The sequence below is a fragment of the Streptomyces sp. NPDC057438 genome (assembly GCF_042802995.1).
GTDB lineage: Bacteria > Actinomycetota > Actinomycetes > Streptomycetales > Streptomycetaceae > Streptomyces.
The window spans coordinates 113,188-130,267 of sequence record NZ_JBHVDD010000006.1; the positions used below are offsets into that span (position 1 = coordinate 113,188).

Sequence of the window (17,080 nt, forward strand, 5' to 3'; positions counted from 1 at the left end):
GTGCGGGCTCCGGCACAATGGACGCATGACCGAGCGAAAGCCACCCGGTGTCAGCTTCGAGTCCTTCGTCGACAAACAGATCCGCGACGCGGAGGCGCGCGGCGACTTCTCGTCGCTCCCCGGCGCGGGCCGGCCCCTGGGGGACGACGACACGACCTACGACGAACTCTGGTGGATCAAGCGGAAGATGGCCCGTGAGGGCCTCTCCGTCCTGCCCCCGACCCTGGCCCTGCGCAAGGAGGCGGAGGACGCTCTCGCGACCGCCGCCGTGGCCCGGTCCGAACACGCCGTCCGCAAGATCGTCACCGAGATCAACGCCAAGATCCGCGACATGATGTTCAAACCCCCACCGGGACCGCCCCTCGGCCTGAAGCCGTACGACGTGGAAGAGGTCGTACGGGAGTGGCGGGAAAGCCGAGAGAGGCGCGAGATGCGCGAGGGACCTGGAGCGACGCGAGAGGCGTGACCGGCGGGCGCCGGTGTGACCGGGGTTCCGGTCCTGGGCCTGTCGTCACTTTCCGGTCGTCGCCCCGAAGGGCGGCCCCGCGGCGTCCGGTGCGTCGGTGGGGCACCTCCCGCTCGAGCGAGCCACGTGGGCGAGCCTGCCAGGCGTCGCGGGGCGGACGGGTGGGTGACGACAGGCCCTGGCGCACGCAGGAGGCCGCGCCCCGGTGCACGAACCGGGGCGCGGCCTCGTCTGTGGCTGTCCGCGGTGCTACAGCCGCAGCAGCCGTTCGGTCAGCTCGCGGTAGTCGCGCAGGGCGAGCCGGAGCTGTTCGGTGTCGGTGGACCCACGGTCGCCGGCGGGGGTCTCCCAGGACGTGCGCAGCGTGCGGCGGCGCCGGGTCATCGCGTCGGTGAAGCGGGCGGTGACCTCTTCGAGGACCTGGTCGGCCTCCTCGACGGCGGACCGGGGCTCGTCGACGAACCCGCCGACCGCGTGCTGCAGCCGCGTCGTCAGCTTGTCGTTCTCGTCGTGCGGCAGCAGGGAGGACCCGGCGGAGTGGGAGCCGCCCGGGGCGGCGCCCCTGCCGCTGTCCTCGCCGCGGCCCCGGCCGGGCTCGTCGTCGACGCCCATCGTCGTGCCGATACGGCCGCCGGTGCCGCCCGTCGTGGTGTCGTGGCCCGCGACCAGCGGGGCCCCGGTACCCGTACCGGCCGCCGAGCCGGTCGCGTCCGCCGCCCGCGTGCCCGGCGTGATCCCGTTCTCCTTGATGCCGTCACGCTCCGGACCCGTGCCCCGGGTCTCGCGCGCACCGCGCTCGCGGATGCCGTCGCTCCTGGTCATGTCGTCAGCCATCCTCCTCAACTCCCCTTCGCGTGGCGCCTGGTGGGCGCCCATGGCAGATGGGACCGGTGGCGGCCGTCGGTGGCCGCACCGTCGCGCCCTTCGTCGCGCGCCCTGCCCTCACGACGGGCCGGTTCCTGTCGCCCGGCGGTGTCGTGACGGTCCGCGCGCGCGTCCCGGCGGTCCGGTGTCACCAGCTCCTCGAACAGGGCGCGGGCCTCGATCATGGCCTCGCGCATCTCCTCGGTACCGGTGCCGGGCCCGGCACCGTCCGCGGTGCCGTCACGGCCCGGTGCGGTGTGCGCCGCGAGGTGCACCCGGCGGTAGCCGTGGACATGGTGGGCGTGGTGGACGGACAGCGCCTCCACCTGGGTCTCGTAGTGGCCGCCGTCCGGGAAGCCGCGGGCCGCGGCGACCTCGGAGAGCAGCCGGTCCGCCTCGGCGACCGCCTCACGGGGCGAGTCGACGAAGCGCTCCTGGGCGGCCGCCCAGCGGGACTCGTAGCGCTCGCGCTCCGCGCCCGACAGCGACCGCTTCTCCATGGAGCCGTGCCGCTTCACCCGCTCCGCGAGTTCCCGGGCGGCTGCCCGCTCGTCGCCGTCATGGCGGGTCACGGCCCGCTCGTACTCCGGTCCGAAACGCCGCTTCAGGGATCCGCCGCCGCCCGCGCCCGCGCGGGCGCGCAGGGCCAGGACGGCCGCCGCGACGACCACGACCGCCACGATCACGATCAAAGCGATGATCAAGCCTGTGGACATGAATGCCTTCCAGAGTCCTCGGCCCGGGCGTCTCGCCCCGTCGGGCCGTTTCGCACCGGGTTGCCCGAACCCGTTCGTTCAAACGGCAAGCGCGCGAGAGCGGACCACGGCGTAATTCGTTTGCGGACCACCCGCCTCGGCTCCCGACAATGACCGCCATGACCCGCGCGACCCCCACACCCCCCACGCGCCCCGGCAGGGGCACGCACCGCACGGCCCCCGGCTGGACCGTGGACGAGGAGCCCCACGACTCCCCCGTCGCCGCCGCGCTCTGGCGGGCCTACTACACCGAGGTCAGCGACCGCTGGTACCTGCTGCACGAGGGGCACGCCACCGACCCGGACGAGCTGGAGCGGGAGGTCGCGGCGGACACCGGCGCGTATCTGGCGCCGCCGGACGGCGTCCTGCTGGTGGCGCGGTACGGGGGCGAGCCCGCGGGGACGGCGGGGGTACGGCTGCTCGACGCGGCCACGGCCGAGCTGAAGCGGGTGTTCCTGCTGCCGGAGGCACGGGGCAGGGGCGGTGCCGCGCTCCTCGTCACGGCGGCCGAGGACGCGGCCCGCGCGCTCGGCGCCGACCGGATCGTCCTCGACACCCGCGGCGACCTGGTGGAGGCCCGCGCGCTGTACGCCCGGCTGGGGTACGAGGAGAGCGCCCCGCACAACGACCACGCGTACGCGGATCACTGGTTCACGAAGAGACTGAAGGGACGGACGGGCCCATGAGGAGTCTGACCGGCTGACGGACAGAACGAGCGGGGCCACGGACGGACCGGCTCAGGGACGGGCCGACCGGCTCACGGACGGACCGGCCTGCTCACGAGGAGACCGATGTGGACGAGGGAGCCTCGGGGGGCGTGGGTGGTGTCGGCGGCGTACCGGCGGTGGTCCCGCCCGGCAGCCGTCGCGTGATCGCCCCGTCGTCGTGCGGGCGCTCCGCGTCCGAGCCGCACAGCTCGTCGTTGAGCTGCCCGACGAGACGGATGAGGTCGGTGGGGCGGTCGGGCCCCCACCAGTCGCCGAGGAGTTCCGCGAGGGAGTCCTCACGGGCCTTGGCGAGCCGGTCGGCGGCTTCGTGCCCGGCGTCGGTGAGGACGAGGTCGATGCCCTCGCGCCGGGCGAGACCGCTCGACTCGGCCTGCCGGGTGGCGGCCATGATCACGTCGAGCGGGACGGTGCTGCGCTCCACGAGCACGGCCGGCTCGGCCCAGCCGTACCGCCGGATCCGCAGCAGCAGCCAGCTCGTGGCGGGCAGCAGGTCGTAGCCCGCCCGTGCGGTGATCTTCCGGTAGACCTCACGCCGGCCCTCCCGCGACCCGAGCACCGACAGCGCCCGGCACACCTCGTCGTACGACGACCGCTCGACCGGGTTGCTGGCGAGCGTCTCCGTGGCGTCGGGCGCCGTCACGGAGGCCCGCAGCCGGTCCTCCCGCAGGAACCAGGCGAGGACGAACCCGAGCAGCGCGACCGGGGCGGCGTAGACGAAGACGTCGGTGATGGCGGAGGCGTACGCGTCCAGGACGGAGGGGCGCAGGGAGGCCGGGAGCCGGGCGATCTCGCGCGGGTCGGCCTGCAGCCCGTCCACGCTCACCCCGGACGGGAGCGCGGCCCCGTCGAGCGCGCCGGTGAGCTTGTCGCCGAGGTGCCCCGCGAACACCGTGCCGAAGACGGCGACGCCGAACGAGGCGCCGATGGACCGGAAGAAGGTCGCGCCGGAGGTGGCGACGCCCAGATCCTCGTACGGGACGGCGTTCTGCACGACCAGGACCAGCACCTGCATCACGAGCCCGAGTCCGAGCCCGAAGACGAGGAGGTACGCGCTCGTCTCACCGGCGCCGCTGTCCGCGTCGAGCTGGTGCAGGAGCAGCAGACCGAGCGTGGTGACGGCCGTCCCGACGACGGGGAAGACCTTCCAGCGGCCGGTGCGACTGACGATCTGTCCGGAGACCGTCGAGGACAGCAGCAGCCCGAACACCATCGGCAGCATGTGCACACCCGACATGGTCGGTGACACGCCCTTCACGACCTGGAGGAACGTCGGAAGGTAGGTCAGCGCGCCGAACATCGCGAAGCCGACGACGAAGCTGATCACGGCGGAGAGGGTGAAGGTGCGGACGCGGAACAGCTTGAGGGGCAGGACGGGTTCGGCGGCCCGCCGCTCGACGGCCACGAAGACCACGACGAGCAGGACGGCCAGGACGGAGAGGCCGATGATCTGCGCCGAGTCCCAGTCCCAGGTGGTACCGCCGAGGGAGGCGACCAGGACCAGACAGGTGGCCACGGAGGCGATGAGGAAGGTGCCGAGGTAGTCGATGACGTGCCGCTCGGCGCGGCGCGGGATGCGCAGCACGGCGGCGATCACCAGCAACGCCACCGCTCCGACCGGCAGATTGACGTAGAAGACCCAACGCCAGCTCAGGTGCTCGGTGAACAGGCCGCCGAGCAGCGGCCCGAGCACGCTGGTGGCACCGAAGACCGCACCGAACAGGCCCTGATAGCGGCCGCGTTCGCGCGGCGGAACCAGATCGCCGACGATCGCCATCGACAGCACCATCAACCCGCCGCCGCCGAGGCCCTGCAGGGCCCGGAACCCGATCAGCTGCGGCATGTCCTGCGCCGCCCCGCACAGCGCCGACCCGATGAGAAAAATCACGATCGCCGTCTGGAACAGCCGCTTGCGGCCGTACTGGTCACCGAGTTTGCCCCACAGCGGTGTCGCCGCCGTCGCGGCCAGCATGTACGCCGTGACCACCCACGAGAGGTGCTCCAGCCCGCCCAGCTCGCTCACGATCGTCGGCAGCGCCGTCGACACGATCGTCTGGTCCAGCGCCGCCAGCAGCATGCCCAGCAGCAGGGCGCCGATCGAGACCATCACCCCGCCGGGCACCCCCTCGGCGACGGGAACGCCCTGGCCACGGGGTCCGGACGGCGGTGCGAGCCCCTTGCCGCCGTCCGCGCCGCCGGCGTCGTCGGCGGTGCTCCCGGCACCGGCGCGCGCGCCGGCGACGGCGCGCGCGGGCTCGTCGCCACCGTCGGCCGGGGCGCGGCTGGTGTCGTCGGTCATACGGACCTCCCGTGGCGCCGAGGGGGCTCCCGCGGCGTCCCCGTACGACGTCCTCGGGGCCCTCGGGTTTCCTCTTCCTCCCTGTCCATTCCATCGTGGTCGGTGTGACCGGTTATGGCCTGTCGAGCCCTTCCGGAACCCTCGATTCCCTGAGCTTCCGGGAGATTCCGTGTCGGCCATTTGCTTAAACTCTGGAGACTTCACGGGGAGGAACGACACGTGAGTGAACCGACCAGTCACATATGCCCGGAATGCTCCACCCCCCGGGCCTCGGACGGCACACCGTCCTGCGCGTGCGGCCGCCGCGCGTCCGAGGCCCTGCTCGAGACCCGTACGGCCGAGGCCGCGGCCGCGGAGGACTTCGACCCCCTCCGGATTCGCCCGTACGTGGAACTGGGCGACGAGCACGCCGGACACGACGGATCGCGCGCCGCGTCGGGCCGGGGGCCGGCCTCCGACCGGGCCGCCACGGTCGCCATGCCGGTGACGACGGCGGCGACCGCACCGGACCCGAGAGGCGTACGGGCGTTCGGCCGGCGGGGCGGGGGAACGCCCGGCGCCGGACTCGACTCGTGGAGTACGTCGGCCTCGCCGGACGCGGCACCGCGCTCCCCGGACCGCACATCCGCGGAGGCTTCGGCGGCGCGCCCGGGGCGCCGGCGCCGCCGCCGTGCGGGGCTCGTCGTCGTGCTGGCCGGCACCGCCGCCGCGGGGGTGATGGCCGCCGCCGGGTTCGCGAGCGGGCTGTTCTCGTACAACGCACCGGAGCGGGACCGCGCGCTGCCGGACGACCTGCGGGCCAGCGCACCGGACGCGTCGCCGGACGGGGATGCCTCGCCGGCGGGACCGTCCGGGGAGGGCGGGGGCGGGGCACCCGCTCCGGCACCGCCGGGCGGTGGCGCGGGCGCGGCGTCCCCGAGCCCTTCACGAAGCCCGTCCCCCTCACCGTCGCCGTCGGGGGCGTCCGGCTCACCGTCGCCGTCGGTCTCGGCCGAGCCGACGGTGAGCGACGCGCCCAGCGCGGGCGCGTCCACGGGCTCGTCGGCCACCGGCTCGGACGGGGCGAAGGACAGCCGCATGGTCGCCCCCAAGACGCTCCGCCCCGGCGACGACGACCCCGAGGTCACCGAACTCCAGCTGCGGCTATGCCAGTTGGGCCTCTACACCGGCGACATCGACGAGAGCTACGACAGCCAGGTCGAGCGGGCCGTCCTCGTCTACCAGAGCAGCCGAGGCATCACGAAGGACCAGGACGAGCCGGGCGTCTACGGCCTGGCCACCCGGGAACGACTGGAGTCCGAGACGAAAGAGCCGTGACCGCCGTGACCGCCGGGGCAGCCTGCGGGACCGGGCGCGGCCGACGGGGCAGCCGCCGGGCAGCCGGGGTCGGCGGGCGCCCCGCCGCCCCGGGTGATGCAGGATGAAGCCATGAGTATCGTCAAGATCAACGTCCTCACAGTCCCGGCCGAGCAGCGCGAGGTGCTGGAGAAGCGGTTCGCCTCCCGCGCCGGGGTGGTCGAGAGCTCCGACGGCTTCGAGTGGTTCGAGCTTCTGCGTCCCGTCGACGGGACCGACAACTACCTCGTCTACACCCGCTGGCGCGACGAGGACGCCTTCCAGGCGTGGATGGACGGCCCCATGAAGCAGGCCCACCAGGGCGGCGGCGACCGCCCCCGGCCGGCCGCCTCCGACTCGACCGTCTGGTCGTTCGAGGTCGTCCAGCAGACGGGCCCGAAGACCGGGACCTGACGTACGCCGCCCGGTACCGCCGGCCCTCCCCTTCGCCCTCCCTCGCCCCCGTCCGACGGCCGCGCCACCGCTGCCGGGCGGGGGCGCGGCCGTTCCCCGACCACCCACCTTTTTGTGGGTACTTGGCGAGCGGAGTCCGCCGGGCGACCCTTGTGGAGAAGGAGCGGCCGAGGGGTCGCTCGGCAAGAACCCGAGGACGGAAGGCGCACCCGATGACCGCGATCACAGCCATGACGGCCATGACGACGACGTGACGATTCACGAAGCCGGGCGGCACACCGTCTCGTCCTCGACGCCAGTGAGGGTCGCCAGGCGCCGGTGTCCCCAGTCCGACAACGGCCCCAGCGCCACGGAGAGTTCACGGCCGAACGGGGTCAGGGAGTACACGGTCTTCAGCGGCAGCACGTCGTGCACCTCCCGGTGCACGAGCCCGTCGGCCTCCATCTCCCGGAGTGCCTGAGTCAGCACCTTCTCGCTGAGGCCGGGCAGCATCCGGCGCAGCTCACCCGGGCGGTGCGGGCCGGACTCCATCCTCCAGAGCAGCGACGTCTTCCACTTGCCCTCGATCACGGCGATCGCAGCGGTCACCCCGCAGACGTTCGGGTCCTGGGCACGCTTGCGCGACATTCTCGTTCCCCCTCGCCCGTTCCCGGCGAATCGACAGCCAGCCTCAACCAGCCTATTTTCCACAGGAGTCACCGAGTCATGCCCGCACACATCACAGAGCCCGCTCGCAGCGCCACCGGTACGGACACCCCCGCCCCCACCGTCACCGTACTCGGCCTCGGTCCGATGGGCCGTGCCCTCGCCGGCGCGTTCCTGGACGCCGGGGTGCGGACCACGGTCTGGAACCGTACGCCGGGCCGGGACGGGGAGTTGGCCGCGCGCGGCGCGGTCGGCGCCGGGTCGGCCGAGGAGGCGGTGGCCGCGAGCGCGCTGACCGTCGTCTGCGTCGTGAACTACGACGCCTCGGACGCGATCCTGTGCGACCCGGCGGTCACCCGGGCGCTCAAGGGCCGCACCGTGGTCAACCTGACCGCCGACACCCCGGACCGGGCCCGCTCCACCGCCGGCTGGGCGGCCGAGCACGGCGTCGGCTACCTGGACGGCGCGATCATGACGCCGACGCCGACCATCGGCACCCCGGACGGCGTGTTCCTCTACAGCGGACCGGAGGACCTCTATCGCGCGCACCGGCCCGTGCTGGACACGCTGGGCGGCGCCCACACCCACCTGGGGGAGGAGATCGGCCGGGCGGCGACGTACGACATCGCGCTGCTCGACCTCTTCTGGACCTCGATCGCGGGCTACACCCACGCCTTGGCGCTGGCCCGTGCGGAGGGGGTGAGCGCGCGGGAGCTGACCCCGTACGCGCAGGGGATCGCCGCGATCCTGCCCGCGCTCTTCGAGGCGGGCGCGGAGGAGGTCGACAGCGGCCGGCACTCCGGCGAGGGCAATCCGCTCACCTCGGCGGTGTCGACCATGGCCCACGTCGTCCAGGTCTCCGAGTCCCACGGCATCGACGCGAGCGTCATGCGGTCGGCCGAGGGTTTCGCCCGCCGGGCGATAGCCCGAGGCCACGGCACGGACGGCTTCACCCGGCTGACGGACGTCCTCGACCGCCCGGCGGGCGACCGGTAGCGCCCTTCGCCTCCTCCGGCCCGCGGGGAGCGCCCCCGGGCCGGGGGACCGAGGCCCCCTCCTCGTCAGCCGCGTACGTGCAGCCGGACCGCCCCGTCCGCCGCGACCTCGACCCGTACGGCCGTGAGGTCGGGGACCACCACGTCCGGGCCGTGGGACCGGGCGCGCTCCCCGATGCCGACGACCCGCATCCCCGCGGCGCGCCCCGCCGCGATGCCGGCCTCGGAGTCCTCGAAGACGACGCAGTCCTCGGGGGCGATGCCCAGTTCGGCGGCCCCCTTCAGGAAGCCCTCGGGGTCGGGCTTGCTCGCGCCCACCGACTCGGCGGTGACGCGCAGCTCGGGCAGTGTCAGGCCGGCCGCGGCCATCCGCGCGGTGGACAGCGGGACGTCCGCCGAGGTCACGAGGGCGTGCGGCACGCGGCCGGCGGCGAGGGAGGCGAGGAACTCCGGCGCGCCGGGTATCGGGACGACACCGTCCACGTCGGCGGTCTCCTCGGCCAGCAGCCGCGCGTTGTCCGCGAGGTTCTCCGCCATGGGCCGGTCGGGCAGCAGGACGGCCATGGTGGCGTACCCCTGGCGGCCGTGGACCACCTTCATGATCTCGGAGCCGTCCAGCCCGTGCCGCTCGGCCCAGCGCCGCCAGACGCGTTCGACGGCGGCGTCCGAGTTGACGAGGGTGCCGTCCATGTCCAGCAGGAAGGCGCGGGCGGTCAGAACGGTGGTGGCCGTCATCAGCAGCTCCAAGGCGCGGAAGAGCGAAAGAACGGGGCCGCGGACGGTCGGGCCCGGCGAGGCGGCCCGCAGGGACAAGGCGGCCCCGCCCACCGGTCAGGGAAGTGCGGGCGGGAGCCACTTTGTTCACCCACGGTACAAAACAAAGAGGGTTCCCGCCACTCCCCCGCTCATCCCGCCACGGCCTCCCACAGACTCCACACCCCGAGGCCGACCATCAGCACGGCCGCGACCTGCGTGATCAGCTTCAGCGGCACCCGCTTCATCAGCGCCTTGCCGCCCACGATGCCGAGTCCCGCGACGGCCCACAGGGCGAGGACCGCCCCGAGGCCGACGGAGAGCGGGTCGTCGTACCGGGCCGCGAGGTTCGCCGTCATGATCTGTGTGAGGTCCCCGAACTCGGCGACCAGGATGAGCATGAAACCGGCCCCCGAGACCTTCCAGAAGCTCTGGTTCTCGGGCCGCCGGACCTCCGCGTCGTCGGCCCCGTCCTTCGTCCTGAGCAGCACCACGGCGCCGCCCAGGAACAGCACGCCGGTCAGCGCGTGCACGATCTGCTGGGGCAGCAGGGTGAGGACGCTGCCCGCCGCCACGGCGAGCGCGACGTGCACGGCGAACGCGGCGGCGACGCCGGCGAAGACGTACGAGGCGCGGTAGCGGGTGCCGAGGACGAGGCCGGCGAGTGCGGTCTTGTCGGGAAGTTCTGCCAGGAAGACGACGCCGAAGACGAGCGCCGTGACGCTGAAGCTGATCAAGGTTCCTCAGAAGGTCGGGCCACCCCGCCGAGACATCATCCGCTCTCGCGACACCTCGGCACGGCAGCACACGGCTCGTCCGTGCCGGGCGGCACGGACGGTGCACTGCTTTGCCGAAGGTCTCGCTGGCGGGTTCCGTTCCGGCGGAACCTGCCTCCGGGCGCCGGCTCAGACGAGCTGAGCAGTATGTCGACGGTCCGGCGAAGAGCTACTCCCCTTCTGCGGGGTCCATGGTACGCGGGCCACCCGCGCAGCGGGCGCCCCGGGGTCGCGCGGGCCGGGCAGGTAGACCCGCACGGCCACGCCCCCCAGACCCGCGCGGCCATGGCTCCCAGCCCGCACATCCATGACTTCTCAGCCCCGCCGGACCACGCCTCCCAGGACCCCACGACCCGGCCTCTCAGGCCCGCAGGGCCCGGGCCTTCCAGTGGCGCGGGGAACTGCGTGACCAGCCCTCACCGGACCCGCGGCCGACCGACACACCCGCAGACCCCGAGGGCCCCGGCATCACAATCACCGCCGCACCCCTTGTCCTGTCATGCCCACGTCATTAGCTTCTCACCAGACGCACATCCGCCGGTAACACGACGACGCGACCCTTCAATCGCGCGCCCCCAACGCCCCGCTCGACACCCCCGGCCCCACAAGGAGTTCACATGCGCAGGTTCTACGCGCGTCGACGAGTCAGCATACTCGCGGCGCTCAGCGGATTGACAGCCTCCGTCGCGCTCTTCAACGCCCCCACCGCCTCCGCCGCGCTCCCCACCCCCGTCAGCGCCGCCACCGCCCGCTCCTACCTCGCCACCCTCACCGTGGCCACCGAGGACCGCACCGGGTACGACCGGGACCTCTTCAACCACTGGATCACCATCAGCGGCACCTGCAACACCCGCGAGACGGTCCTCAAGCGCGACGGCACGAACGTCGTCACCAGCTCCGCCTGTGCCGCCACCAGCGGCAGCTGGTACTCCCCCTACGACGGCGCCACCTGGACCGCCGCCTCCGACCTGGACATCGACCACCTGGTGCCGCTGGCCGAGGCCTGGGACTCCGGCGCGGACGGCTGGACCAGCGCCCAGCGCCAGAACTTCGCCAACGACCTCACCCGTCCGCAACTCATCGCCGTCACGGACAACGTGAACCAGGCCAAGAGCGACCAGGACCCGGCCGAGTGGATGCCGTCGCGCACGGCGTACCGCTGCACCTACGTCCGCGCCTGGGTCCAGGTGAAGTACTACTACGACCTCTCCGTCGACTCCGCCGAGAAGAGCGCCCTCACCAGCTACCTGGCGAGCTGCTGAACCATCCGTCCGGCGACTCTCCACGACCCGCCCGGACAATGTGGTCCGGAACCTCGCCGATCGCCTCCGTCGTTCCGTACCGTACGGGGCGACGGAGGAAGGTGATCGCGATGACCGGGCTGCGCCTGGGACCCCTGCTTCGCTATGTGGACGGCATGTCCGCGACCGTGTGGATCGAGGCGAGCCGTCCGTGTCTCGCCGAGGTGCGGTGCGTCGGCGGCGGACGCGGCGAGGCCCGCACGTTCCAGATCGCCGGGCACCACTACGCCCTGGTCCCGGTGACGGGCCTCACCCCGGGCACGGCCTCGGCGTACGAGGTGCTCCTGGACGGCACGCCCGTGTGGCCGGAACCCGACTCGCCGTTCCCGCCCTCGGAGATCCGCACCCCGGCCGAGGGCGACACCGTGCGGGTCGCGTTCGGTTCGTGCCGCTGGGCCGCGCCGCCCGCGGGCGAGCCCGACCCGGTGGGCCCTGACGCGCTGGACACCCTGGCGGTCCGGCTGGCCGCCGCGCCGGAGGCCGAACGTCCCGACGTCCTCCTCCTGCTGGGCGACCAGGTCTACGCGGACGAGACCTCCAAGGCCACCCGCCGCTGGCTCGCCGCCCGCCGCGATCTGACGGAGGCGCCGGGCGACCAGGTGGCGGACTACGAGGAGTACACCCACCTCTACTACGAGTCCTGGCTCGACCCCCAGATCCGCTGGCTGCTCTCCACCGTCCCCAGCTGCATGATCTTCGACGACCACGACGTCATCGACGACTGGAACACCAGCGAGTCCTGGCTCGCCGACATGCGGACCACCCCCTGGTGGCGCGAGCGGATCCTGAGCGGCCTGATGTCGTACTGGGTCCACCAGCACCTCGGCAACCTCTCCCCCGCCGAACTGGCCGCCGATCCCCTCCACGCCGCCGTACGCGCCACCCCGGACGGTACGGACGCGCTGCGCGCCCACGCCGCCGCGGCCGACCGGGACCCCGCCTCGGTCCGCTGGAGCTACCGGCGGGACTTCGGGCGCGTCCGCGTCCTGATGCTCGACAGCCGGGCCGCCCGCGTCCTCGACGAGCGCAACCGCTCGATGCTGGATCCCGGCGAGGCGGAGTGGCTCCGCACGCAGGCACTGGACGCCCGCGGGTCGTACGACCATCTGCTCATCGGCACCTCACTGCCCTGGCTGCTGCCCCACCTCGTGCACGACGCCGAGGCGTGGAGCGCCGCGCTGTGCCGGGGCGAGCGCGGTGAGCGCTGGGCACGGTTCGGGGAGAAGCTGCGCCGGGGCGCCGATCTGGAGCACTGGGCGGCCTTCCCCTCCTCCTTCGAGGACCTGACGCGGCTGCTCGCCGAGGTGGGTTCGGGGGCCGACGCCCCGGCGACGGTGCTCGTGCTCTCCGGGGACGTGCACCACGCGTACGTCGCCGAACCGTCGTGGCCGAAGGGCACCCACGACGGCGGCCCGGGGCGGACGGCGGGCCCCGACGCGCGCGTCCTGCAGCTCACCTGCTCCCCCGTCCACAACTCCATCCCGCTCTCGATGAAGCTGGGTTTCCGCTTCGGCTGGAGCGGGACGGGGCGGGCGCTCGGCCGGTGGTTCGGGCGGCACGGGCGGGGCGCGCGGCCGTCGATCGACTGGCGCCGGACGGACGGCCCCTGGTTCGGCAACCACCTCATGACGCTGACGCTGCACGGCCGTTCGGCACGGCTGCGGCTCGACCGCGCGCGGACCCGGCGGGACGGCGAGGCACGGCTGGAAACGGGAGCGGATTCCACTCTCACCCCCTAGGGCCCTTCCGATACCCCGATCCACCGATTGGGGACGGTTGTCCCCCCTGTTGTCCGAGATGCTCGTGAGGCATCCCACACCTGGCGTGCCCGAGGGGCCAGGAGCCGTGTTCCCATGACGTCCGGCGGCATGATGAGGCGGACCGTCCGCTTCCCGGCGGCGGTCCGCCGCGCCGCGCCTCGCCAATGCGCCCCACACGCACGGGAGTTGCCCCCTTGCCGGACATTCCAGGATTCCCAGGGACCAGTGACATCGGCATCGCTCTCGTCGGCGCCGGCCCGCGCGGCACCAGCGTCCTGGAACGCCTGTGCGCCTCCGCCCCCGAACTGCTCGGCCCCGGCACCCGGCTGACCGTCCATGTCGTCGATCCCGCGCCGCCGGGTCCCGGCCGGGTCTGGCGCACCGCCCAGTCCCCACACCTGCTGATGAACACGGTGGCCTCCCAGGTCACCCTCTTCACCGACGACAGCGTGGACTGCTCGGGCCCGATACGGCCGGGCCCGAGCCTGTACGAGTGGGCGACCTCCCGGGAGGTGAGCGCGGACGGACCGGGCGGACGGGACGAGGCGGGAGGCGAGGCGGGCGGGTCGCAGGCCCTGGGTCCCGACGACTATCCGACGCGGGCCCGGTACGGGCGTTATCTGGAGTGGGTCTTCGCCGAGGTGGTGCGCGGCGCGCCGCCCGGCATCAGGGTCGAGGTGCACCGCACCCGCGCGGTCGGTCTCGACGACGACCCCGAGGACGCGGGCGGCGGTCAGCGGCTCACGCTCGCCTCCGGCCGCGTGCTCACCGGTCTCGCCGCGGTGGTCCTCGCCCAGGGCCACCTGCCCACCGCCCCGGACCGGACGGAACGGGAGACGACCGGGTACGCCGCCCGCCACGGCCTGCGCCACTTCCCGCCCGCCAATCCGGCCGACCTCGACCTCTCCCCCGTCGCCCCCGGCGAACCGGTCCTCCTGCGCGGCCTCGGCCTCAACTTCTTCGACCACATGGCCCTGCTGACGACCGGACGGGGCGGCCGTTTCGTCCACGACGCCGGGAAAGGGGGCCTGCGGTACGTCCCCTCCGGCCGGGAGCCCCGGCTGTACGCCGGCTCCCGGCGCGGTGTCCCGTACCAGGCGCGCGGGGACAACGCCAAGGGCCCCTTCGGCCGTCACGCCCCGCTCGTCCTGACCCCGGAGGTCGTCGCGTCCTTCCGCAAACGCGCGGACTCCGGCGAGGCGCCCGACTTCCTGGCGGAGATATGGCCGTTGGTGGTCAAGGAGGTCGAAACGGTCTACTACGAGGGCCTGTTGAGAGCGCAGGACCGACGGCCGGTGTCCGGGCTCCCCTTCCGTGACCGTTTTCTCGCCGTACCCCACCGCTCCGCACGGGAGGCGGCCGTCCTGGACGAGTTCGGGGTCGCGGAGGCGGACCGGTGGTCCTGGGACCGGCTCGCTCGGCCGTATACGGGACGGGAGTTCGCGGACCCGGCGCAGTGGCGGGGGTGGTTGCTGGAGTACCTGCGCGAGGACGCGGCGCGGGCCGCCCTCGGGAACGTCGACGGACCGGTGAAGGCCGCCCTGGACGTCCTGCGGGACCTGCGCAACGAGCTGCGGCTGATCGTGGACCACGGCGGGCTGGCGGGAGCGTCGCGCCGCGAGCATCTGGACCGCTGGTACACGCCGTTGAACGCCTTCCTGTCGATCGGCCCGCCCCGCAGCCGTGTCGAGGAGATGTCCGCGCTGATCGAGGCGGGCGTCCTGACCGTGCTCGGCCCCCGGCTCGACGTGCGGCCTCGGGACGGGGCCTGGGTGGCCCGCTCCCCCGACGTGCCGGGGTCGGCGGTCCGGGTGACGACGCTCGTCGAGGCCCGGCTCCCGGAGGCGGACCTGCGCCGGACCGCCGACGAACTGCTCGCCGGACTGCTCGCTACGGGAGGATGCCGCCCGTACCGGACGGACGGGTACGAGACGGGCGGACTGGACGTGACGCCTCGGCCCTATCACCTGATAGACCGTCAAGGTTGCGCGCACGCAAGGAGGTTCGCGCTCGGCGTGCCGACGGAGGGCGTGCACTGGGTGACGGCGGCGGGCGGCCGGCCGGGCGTTGATTCGGTCACACTTTCGGACACCGATGCCGTGGCGCGAGCACTTCTACGTGCGGCGACACCTCACGGAGCGGCCGGCGGGCGGGTTCAGAGCTGGCCAGATGTTGAACTTGTAAGCATCCTTCGGCCCTGCCTACCGTGGGTGACTCACCGGTAAGAACCGTCCCCACCGGTCCCACGAGGACCGGGTCATACCGAAGGAGTCCCCCACATGACCGGACGCCTCAACAGCGCCCAGCCATACGTGCTCGGACTGTTCCGCATCGTCATCGGCCTGCTGTTCGCCTGCCACGGCGCCAAGAGCCTCTTCGGCGTCCTGGGCGGCGTGGACGGACAGGGCGCCACCGCCGCCGCCGGCACCTGGCCCGGCTGGTACGCGGCCGTCATCGAACTGGTCGGCGGCACGCTGGTCCTGCTCGGCCTCGGCACCCGCGCGGCGGCGTTCATCGCCTCGGGCGCCATGGCCTACGCGTACTTCAAGGTCCACCAGCCGCAGGCCCTGTGGCCGGTCCAGAACGGCGGCGAGGGCGCGGCCCTCTACTGCTGGGCCATGTTCCTCCTGATCTTCACCGGCTCCGGCGGGCTCGGCCTCGACCAGCTCCTCGCCCGGCGCCAGGCCGCGTCCTCGGGCAAGACCAGCACGGGCAAGGCCCCCGTGGCCGCCTGACCCACCCGGCCACCACCGGCACGGACGGGCCGCCGAAGGATGCCACTCACCCCCGGCGGCCCCACCCGACCTCTCCCGGCCGTCCACCCGAACGAACACGGTGTGGCAGACACATGAGCCCCAGCGGTCCTTCTGTCGTACGCGGGGCGTACGCTGTTCGGCTGTCACGGGTTACGTGACGCCGGGGGAAAACAGGAGAGTGTGCGGTGCTGGAGAGTCTGGGCTGGCTGGCCGTCGGCCCATGGATCTATGCCGTCGTGGGCGTGTCCATCGTGCTGGACGTGTTCCTCCCCGTCCTGCCGAGCGGAGTCCTGGTCGTCGCGGTGGCCACGGCCGCCGCGGCCGAGACGGCGGCGGGCGCGATGGCCCGCGAGGTCCCCGACATCCTGGTGCTGATGCTCTCGGCGGCGACCGCTTCCGTACTCGGCGACCTGGTGGCCTACCGGCTCGCCTGGCGGGGCAGTGCCTGGCTCGACCGCGCCATCGCCCGCTCCCGCCGCCTGACCACGGCGCAGGAACGTCTCGGCGCCGCACTCGCCCGGGGCGGGGGCCTCCTGGTCGTCGTCGCCCGGTTCGCCCCGGCCGGCCGTTCCGTCGTCTCTCTCGGCGCCGGCGCCGCCCGCCGTCGCGTCCGCGACTTCCTCCCCTGGTCCGCCGTCGCCGGTCTCGCCTGGGCCGCCTACAGCGTCGCCCTCGGCTGGCTCGGCGCGCAGTGGCTCGGCGCGACCTGGCTCGCGACCGCGGTGTCCCTGGCGGCCCTGTTCGGCGCGGGCGCGGCGGCGGCGTACTTCATGCGGCTCCCTCGCACCACGGGCTGACGCCCGGGGCCGGTCACCGACGGGCAGCGGGCGCGGGGGCGAGGGAGTCACCCGGCCCGTCGTGGAGCGCCCCGCACCTCCAGACCGTCCAGCAGTTCCGCCGTGGCCGCCGCGATCGCCTCCACCGCGCGGTCGAAGACCTCACGGTTGTGGGCGGCCGGCGCGCGGAAGCCGGAGACCTTGCGGACGTACTGCAGGGCGGCGGCACGGATGTCGTCCTCGGTGGCCTCTTCGGGCAGGACGGGCGGTCGAAGGGTCTTGATGCTGCGGCACATGCCCCCAGTCTCGCGCGTGCGACCGCACGACCCCAGGCCGACCGCCCAGCTCACCGCCTCTCCCCAGCATTCCCTTGGGTATGAGCAAGTTCCCCCGAGGATTGACTCGGCCTTCCGCCTCTTGTGATCATCACCGGGCTCGCTGCGACCACACCCGGCAGGAA

At 73.3% G+C, this 17,080-nt stretch carries 17 protein-coding genes; 10 read left to right on the plus strand and 7 right to left on the minus strand.

Going from position 1 to position 17,080, the window contains the following annotated elements; all coding sequences use genetic code 11:
* Positions 1–25: 25 nt before the first annotated feature.
* Positions 26–466 carry a DUF1992 domain-containing protein gene (locus ACFU5F_RS06255; protein ID WP_383882698.1) on the plus strand — a complete coding sequence of 147 codons (441 nt, stop codon included), beginning with the start codon at positions 26–28 and terminating at the stop codon, positions 464–466.
* Between the two features lie 249 nt (positions 467–715).
* On the opposite strand, the gene ACFU5F_RS06260 is transcribed toward ACFU5F_RS06255, so the two are convergent.
* Together ACFU5F_RS06260 and ACFU5F_RS06265 are read right to left on the minus strand one after the other, a co-directional pair.
* Positions 716–1,300 (minus strand): hypothetical protein, encoded by a 585-nt coding sequence (locus ACFU5F_RS06260; RefSeq protein WP_383882701.1) that lies wholly within the window; start codon positions 1,298–1,300, stop codon positions 716–718.
* 5 nt (positions 1,301–1,305) lie between these two features.
* On the minus strand, positions 1,306–2,046 hold the full coding sequence (locus ACFU5F_RS06265; protein WP_383882703.1) for a hypothetical protein: 741 nt from the start codon (positions 2,044–2,046) through the stop codon (positions 1,306–1,308).
* A 149-nt stretch (positions 2,047–2,195) separates the two neighbouring features.
* Between ACFU5F_RS06265 and ACFU5F_RS06270 the strand changes: the two genes are divergently transcribed.
* On the plus strand, positions 2,196–2,771 hold the full coding sequence (locus ACFU5F_RS06270) for a GNAT family N-acetyltransferase (RefSeq protein WP_383882705.1): 576 nt from the start codon (positions 2,196–2,198) through the stop codon (positions 2,769–2,771).
* A 91-nt stretch (positions 2,772–2,862) separates the two neighbouring features.
* On the opposite strand, the gene ACFU5F_RS06275 is transcribed toward ACFU5F_RS06270, so the two are convergent.
* Complete coding sequence (locus tag ACFU5F_RS06275) at positions 2,863–4,917, minus strand: DHA2 family efflux MFS transporter permease subunit (protein ID WP_383882796.1); 2,055 nt, start codon at positions 4,915–4,917, stop codon at positions 2,863–2,865.
* A 411-nt stretch (positions 4,918–5,328) separates the two neighbouring features.
* Here ACFU5F_RS06275 and ACFU5F_RS06280 point away from each other — a divergent pair, with 411 nt between their 5' ends.
* Together ACFU5F_RS06280 and ACFU5F_RS06285 are read left to right on the plus strand one after the other, a co-directional pair.
* Complete coding sequence (locus ACFU5F_RS06280) at positions 5,329–6,426, plus strand: peptidoglycan-binding protein (RefSeq protein ID WP_383882708.1); 1,098 nt, start codon at positions 5,329–5,331, stop codon at positions 6,424–6,426.
* Between the two features lie 111 nt (positions 6,427–6,537).
* Positions 6,538–6,858 carry an antibiotic biosynthesis monooxygenase family protein gene (locus ACFU5F_RS06285; RefSeq protein WP_383882711.1) on the plus strand — a complete coding sequence of 107 codons (321 nt, stop codon included), beginning with the start codon at positions 6,538–6,540 and terminating at the stop codon, positions 6,856–6,858.
* A 258-nt stretch (positions 6,859–7,116) separates the two neighbouring features.
* On the opposite strand, the gene ACFU5F_RS06290 is transcribed toward ACFU5F_RS06285, so the two are convergent.
* Positions 7,117–7,485, minus strand: a complete 369-nt coding sequence (locus tag ACFU5F_RS06290) for a winged helix-turn-helix transcriptional regulator (RefSeq protein ID WP_383882714.1) — start codon at positions 7,483–7,485, stop codon at positions 7,117–7,119.
* 78 nt (positions 7,486–7,563) lie between these two features.
* Between ACFU5F_RS06290 and ACFU5F_RS06295 the strand changes: the two genes are divergently transcribed.
* Positions 7,564–8,499: an NAD(P)-dependent oxidoreductase gene (locus ACFU5F_RS06295; protein ID WP_383882717.1), complete on the plus strand. Its 936-nt coding sequence runs from the start codon at positions 7,564–7,566 to the stop codon at positions 8,497–8,499.
* A 65-nt stretch (positions 8,500–8,564) separates the two neighbouring features.
* Here ACFU5F_RS06295 and ACFU5F_RS06300 read toward each other — a convergent pair whose 3' ends face one another.
* Together ACFU5F_RS06300 and ACFU5F_RS06305 are read right to left on the minus strand one after the other, a co-directional pair.
* A complete protein-coding gene (locus tag ACFU5F_RS06300) occupies positions 8,565–9,233 on the minus strand; it encodes an HAD-IA family hydrolase (protein ID WP_383882720.1) in 669 nt (222 codons plus the stop codon).
* A gap of 170 nt (positions 9,234–9,403) precedes the next feature.
* Positions 9,404–9,988: a TMEM165/GDT1 family protein gene (locus tag ACFU5F_RS06305; RefSeq protein ID WP_383882723.1), complete on the minus strand. Its 585-nt coding sequence runs from the start codon at positions 9,986–9,988 to the stop codon at positions 9,404–9,406.
* Between the two features lie 656 nt (positions 9,989–10,644).
* Here ACFU5F_RS06305 and ACFU5F_RS06310 point away from each other — a divergent pair.
* The 5 genes from ACFU5F_RS06310 (at position 10,645) to ACFU5F_RS06330 (ending at position 16,641) form a co-directional block, all read left to right on the plus strand.
* The gene (locus tag ACFU5F_RS06310) at positions 10,645–11,289 is read left to right on the plus strand and encodes an HNH endonuclease family protein (RefSeq protein ID WP_059082394.1); all 645 of its coding nucleotides are present in this window, start codon (positions 10,645–10,647) and stop codon (positions 11,287–11,289) included.
* Between the two features lie 110 nt (positions 11,290–11,399).
* Entirely contained in the window at positions 11,400–13,067 is a 1,668-nt protein-coding gene (locus ACFU5F_RS06315; RefSeq protein ID WP_383882726.1) for an alkaline phosphatase D family protein, read from the plus strand.
* A 215-nt stretch (positions 13,068–13,282) separates the two neighbouring features.
* A complete protein-coding gene (locus ACFU5F_RS06320) occupies positions 13,283–15,313 on the plus strand; it encodes an FAD/NAD(P)-binding protein (protein WP_383882729.1) in 2,031 nt (676 codons plus the stop codon).
* Positions 15,314–15,367: 54 nt separating this feature from the next.
* Positions 15,368–15,823, plus strand: a complete 456-nt coding sequence (locus ACFU5F_RS06325; protein ID WP_383882732.1) for a DoxX family protein — start codon at positions 15,368–15,370, stop codon at positions 15,821–15,823.
* A gap of 206 nt (positions 15,824–16,029) precedes the next feature.
* The gene (locus tag ACFU5F_RS06330) at positions 16,030–16,641 is read left to right on the plus strand and encodes a DedA family protein (protein ID WP_383882734.1); all 612 of its coding nucleotides are present in this window, start codon (positions 16,030–16,032) and stop codon (positions 16,639–16,641) included.
* 47 nt (positions 16,642–16,688) lie between these two features.
* On the opposite strand, the gene ACFU5F_RS06335 is transcribed toward ACFU5F_RS06330, so the two are convergent.
* Positions 16,689–16,916 carry a DUF2277 domain-containing protein gene (locus ACFU5F_RS06335; RefSeq protein WP_383882736.1) on the minus strand — a complete coding sequence of 76 codons (228 nt, stop codon included), beginning with the start codon at positions 16,914–16,916 and terminating at the stop codon, positions 16,689–16,691.
* Positions 16,917–17,080 lie beyond the last annotated feature (164 nt).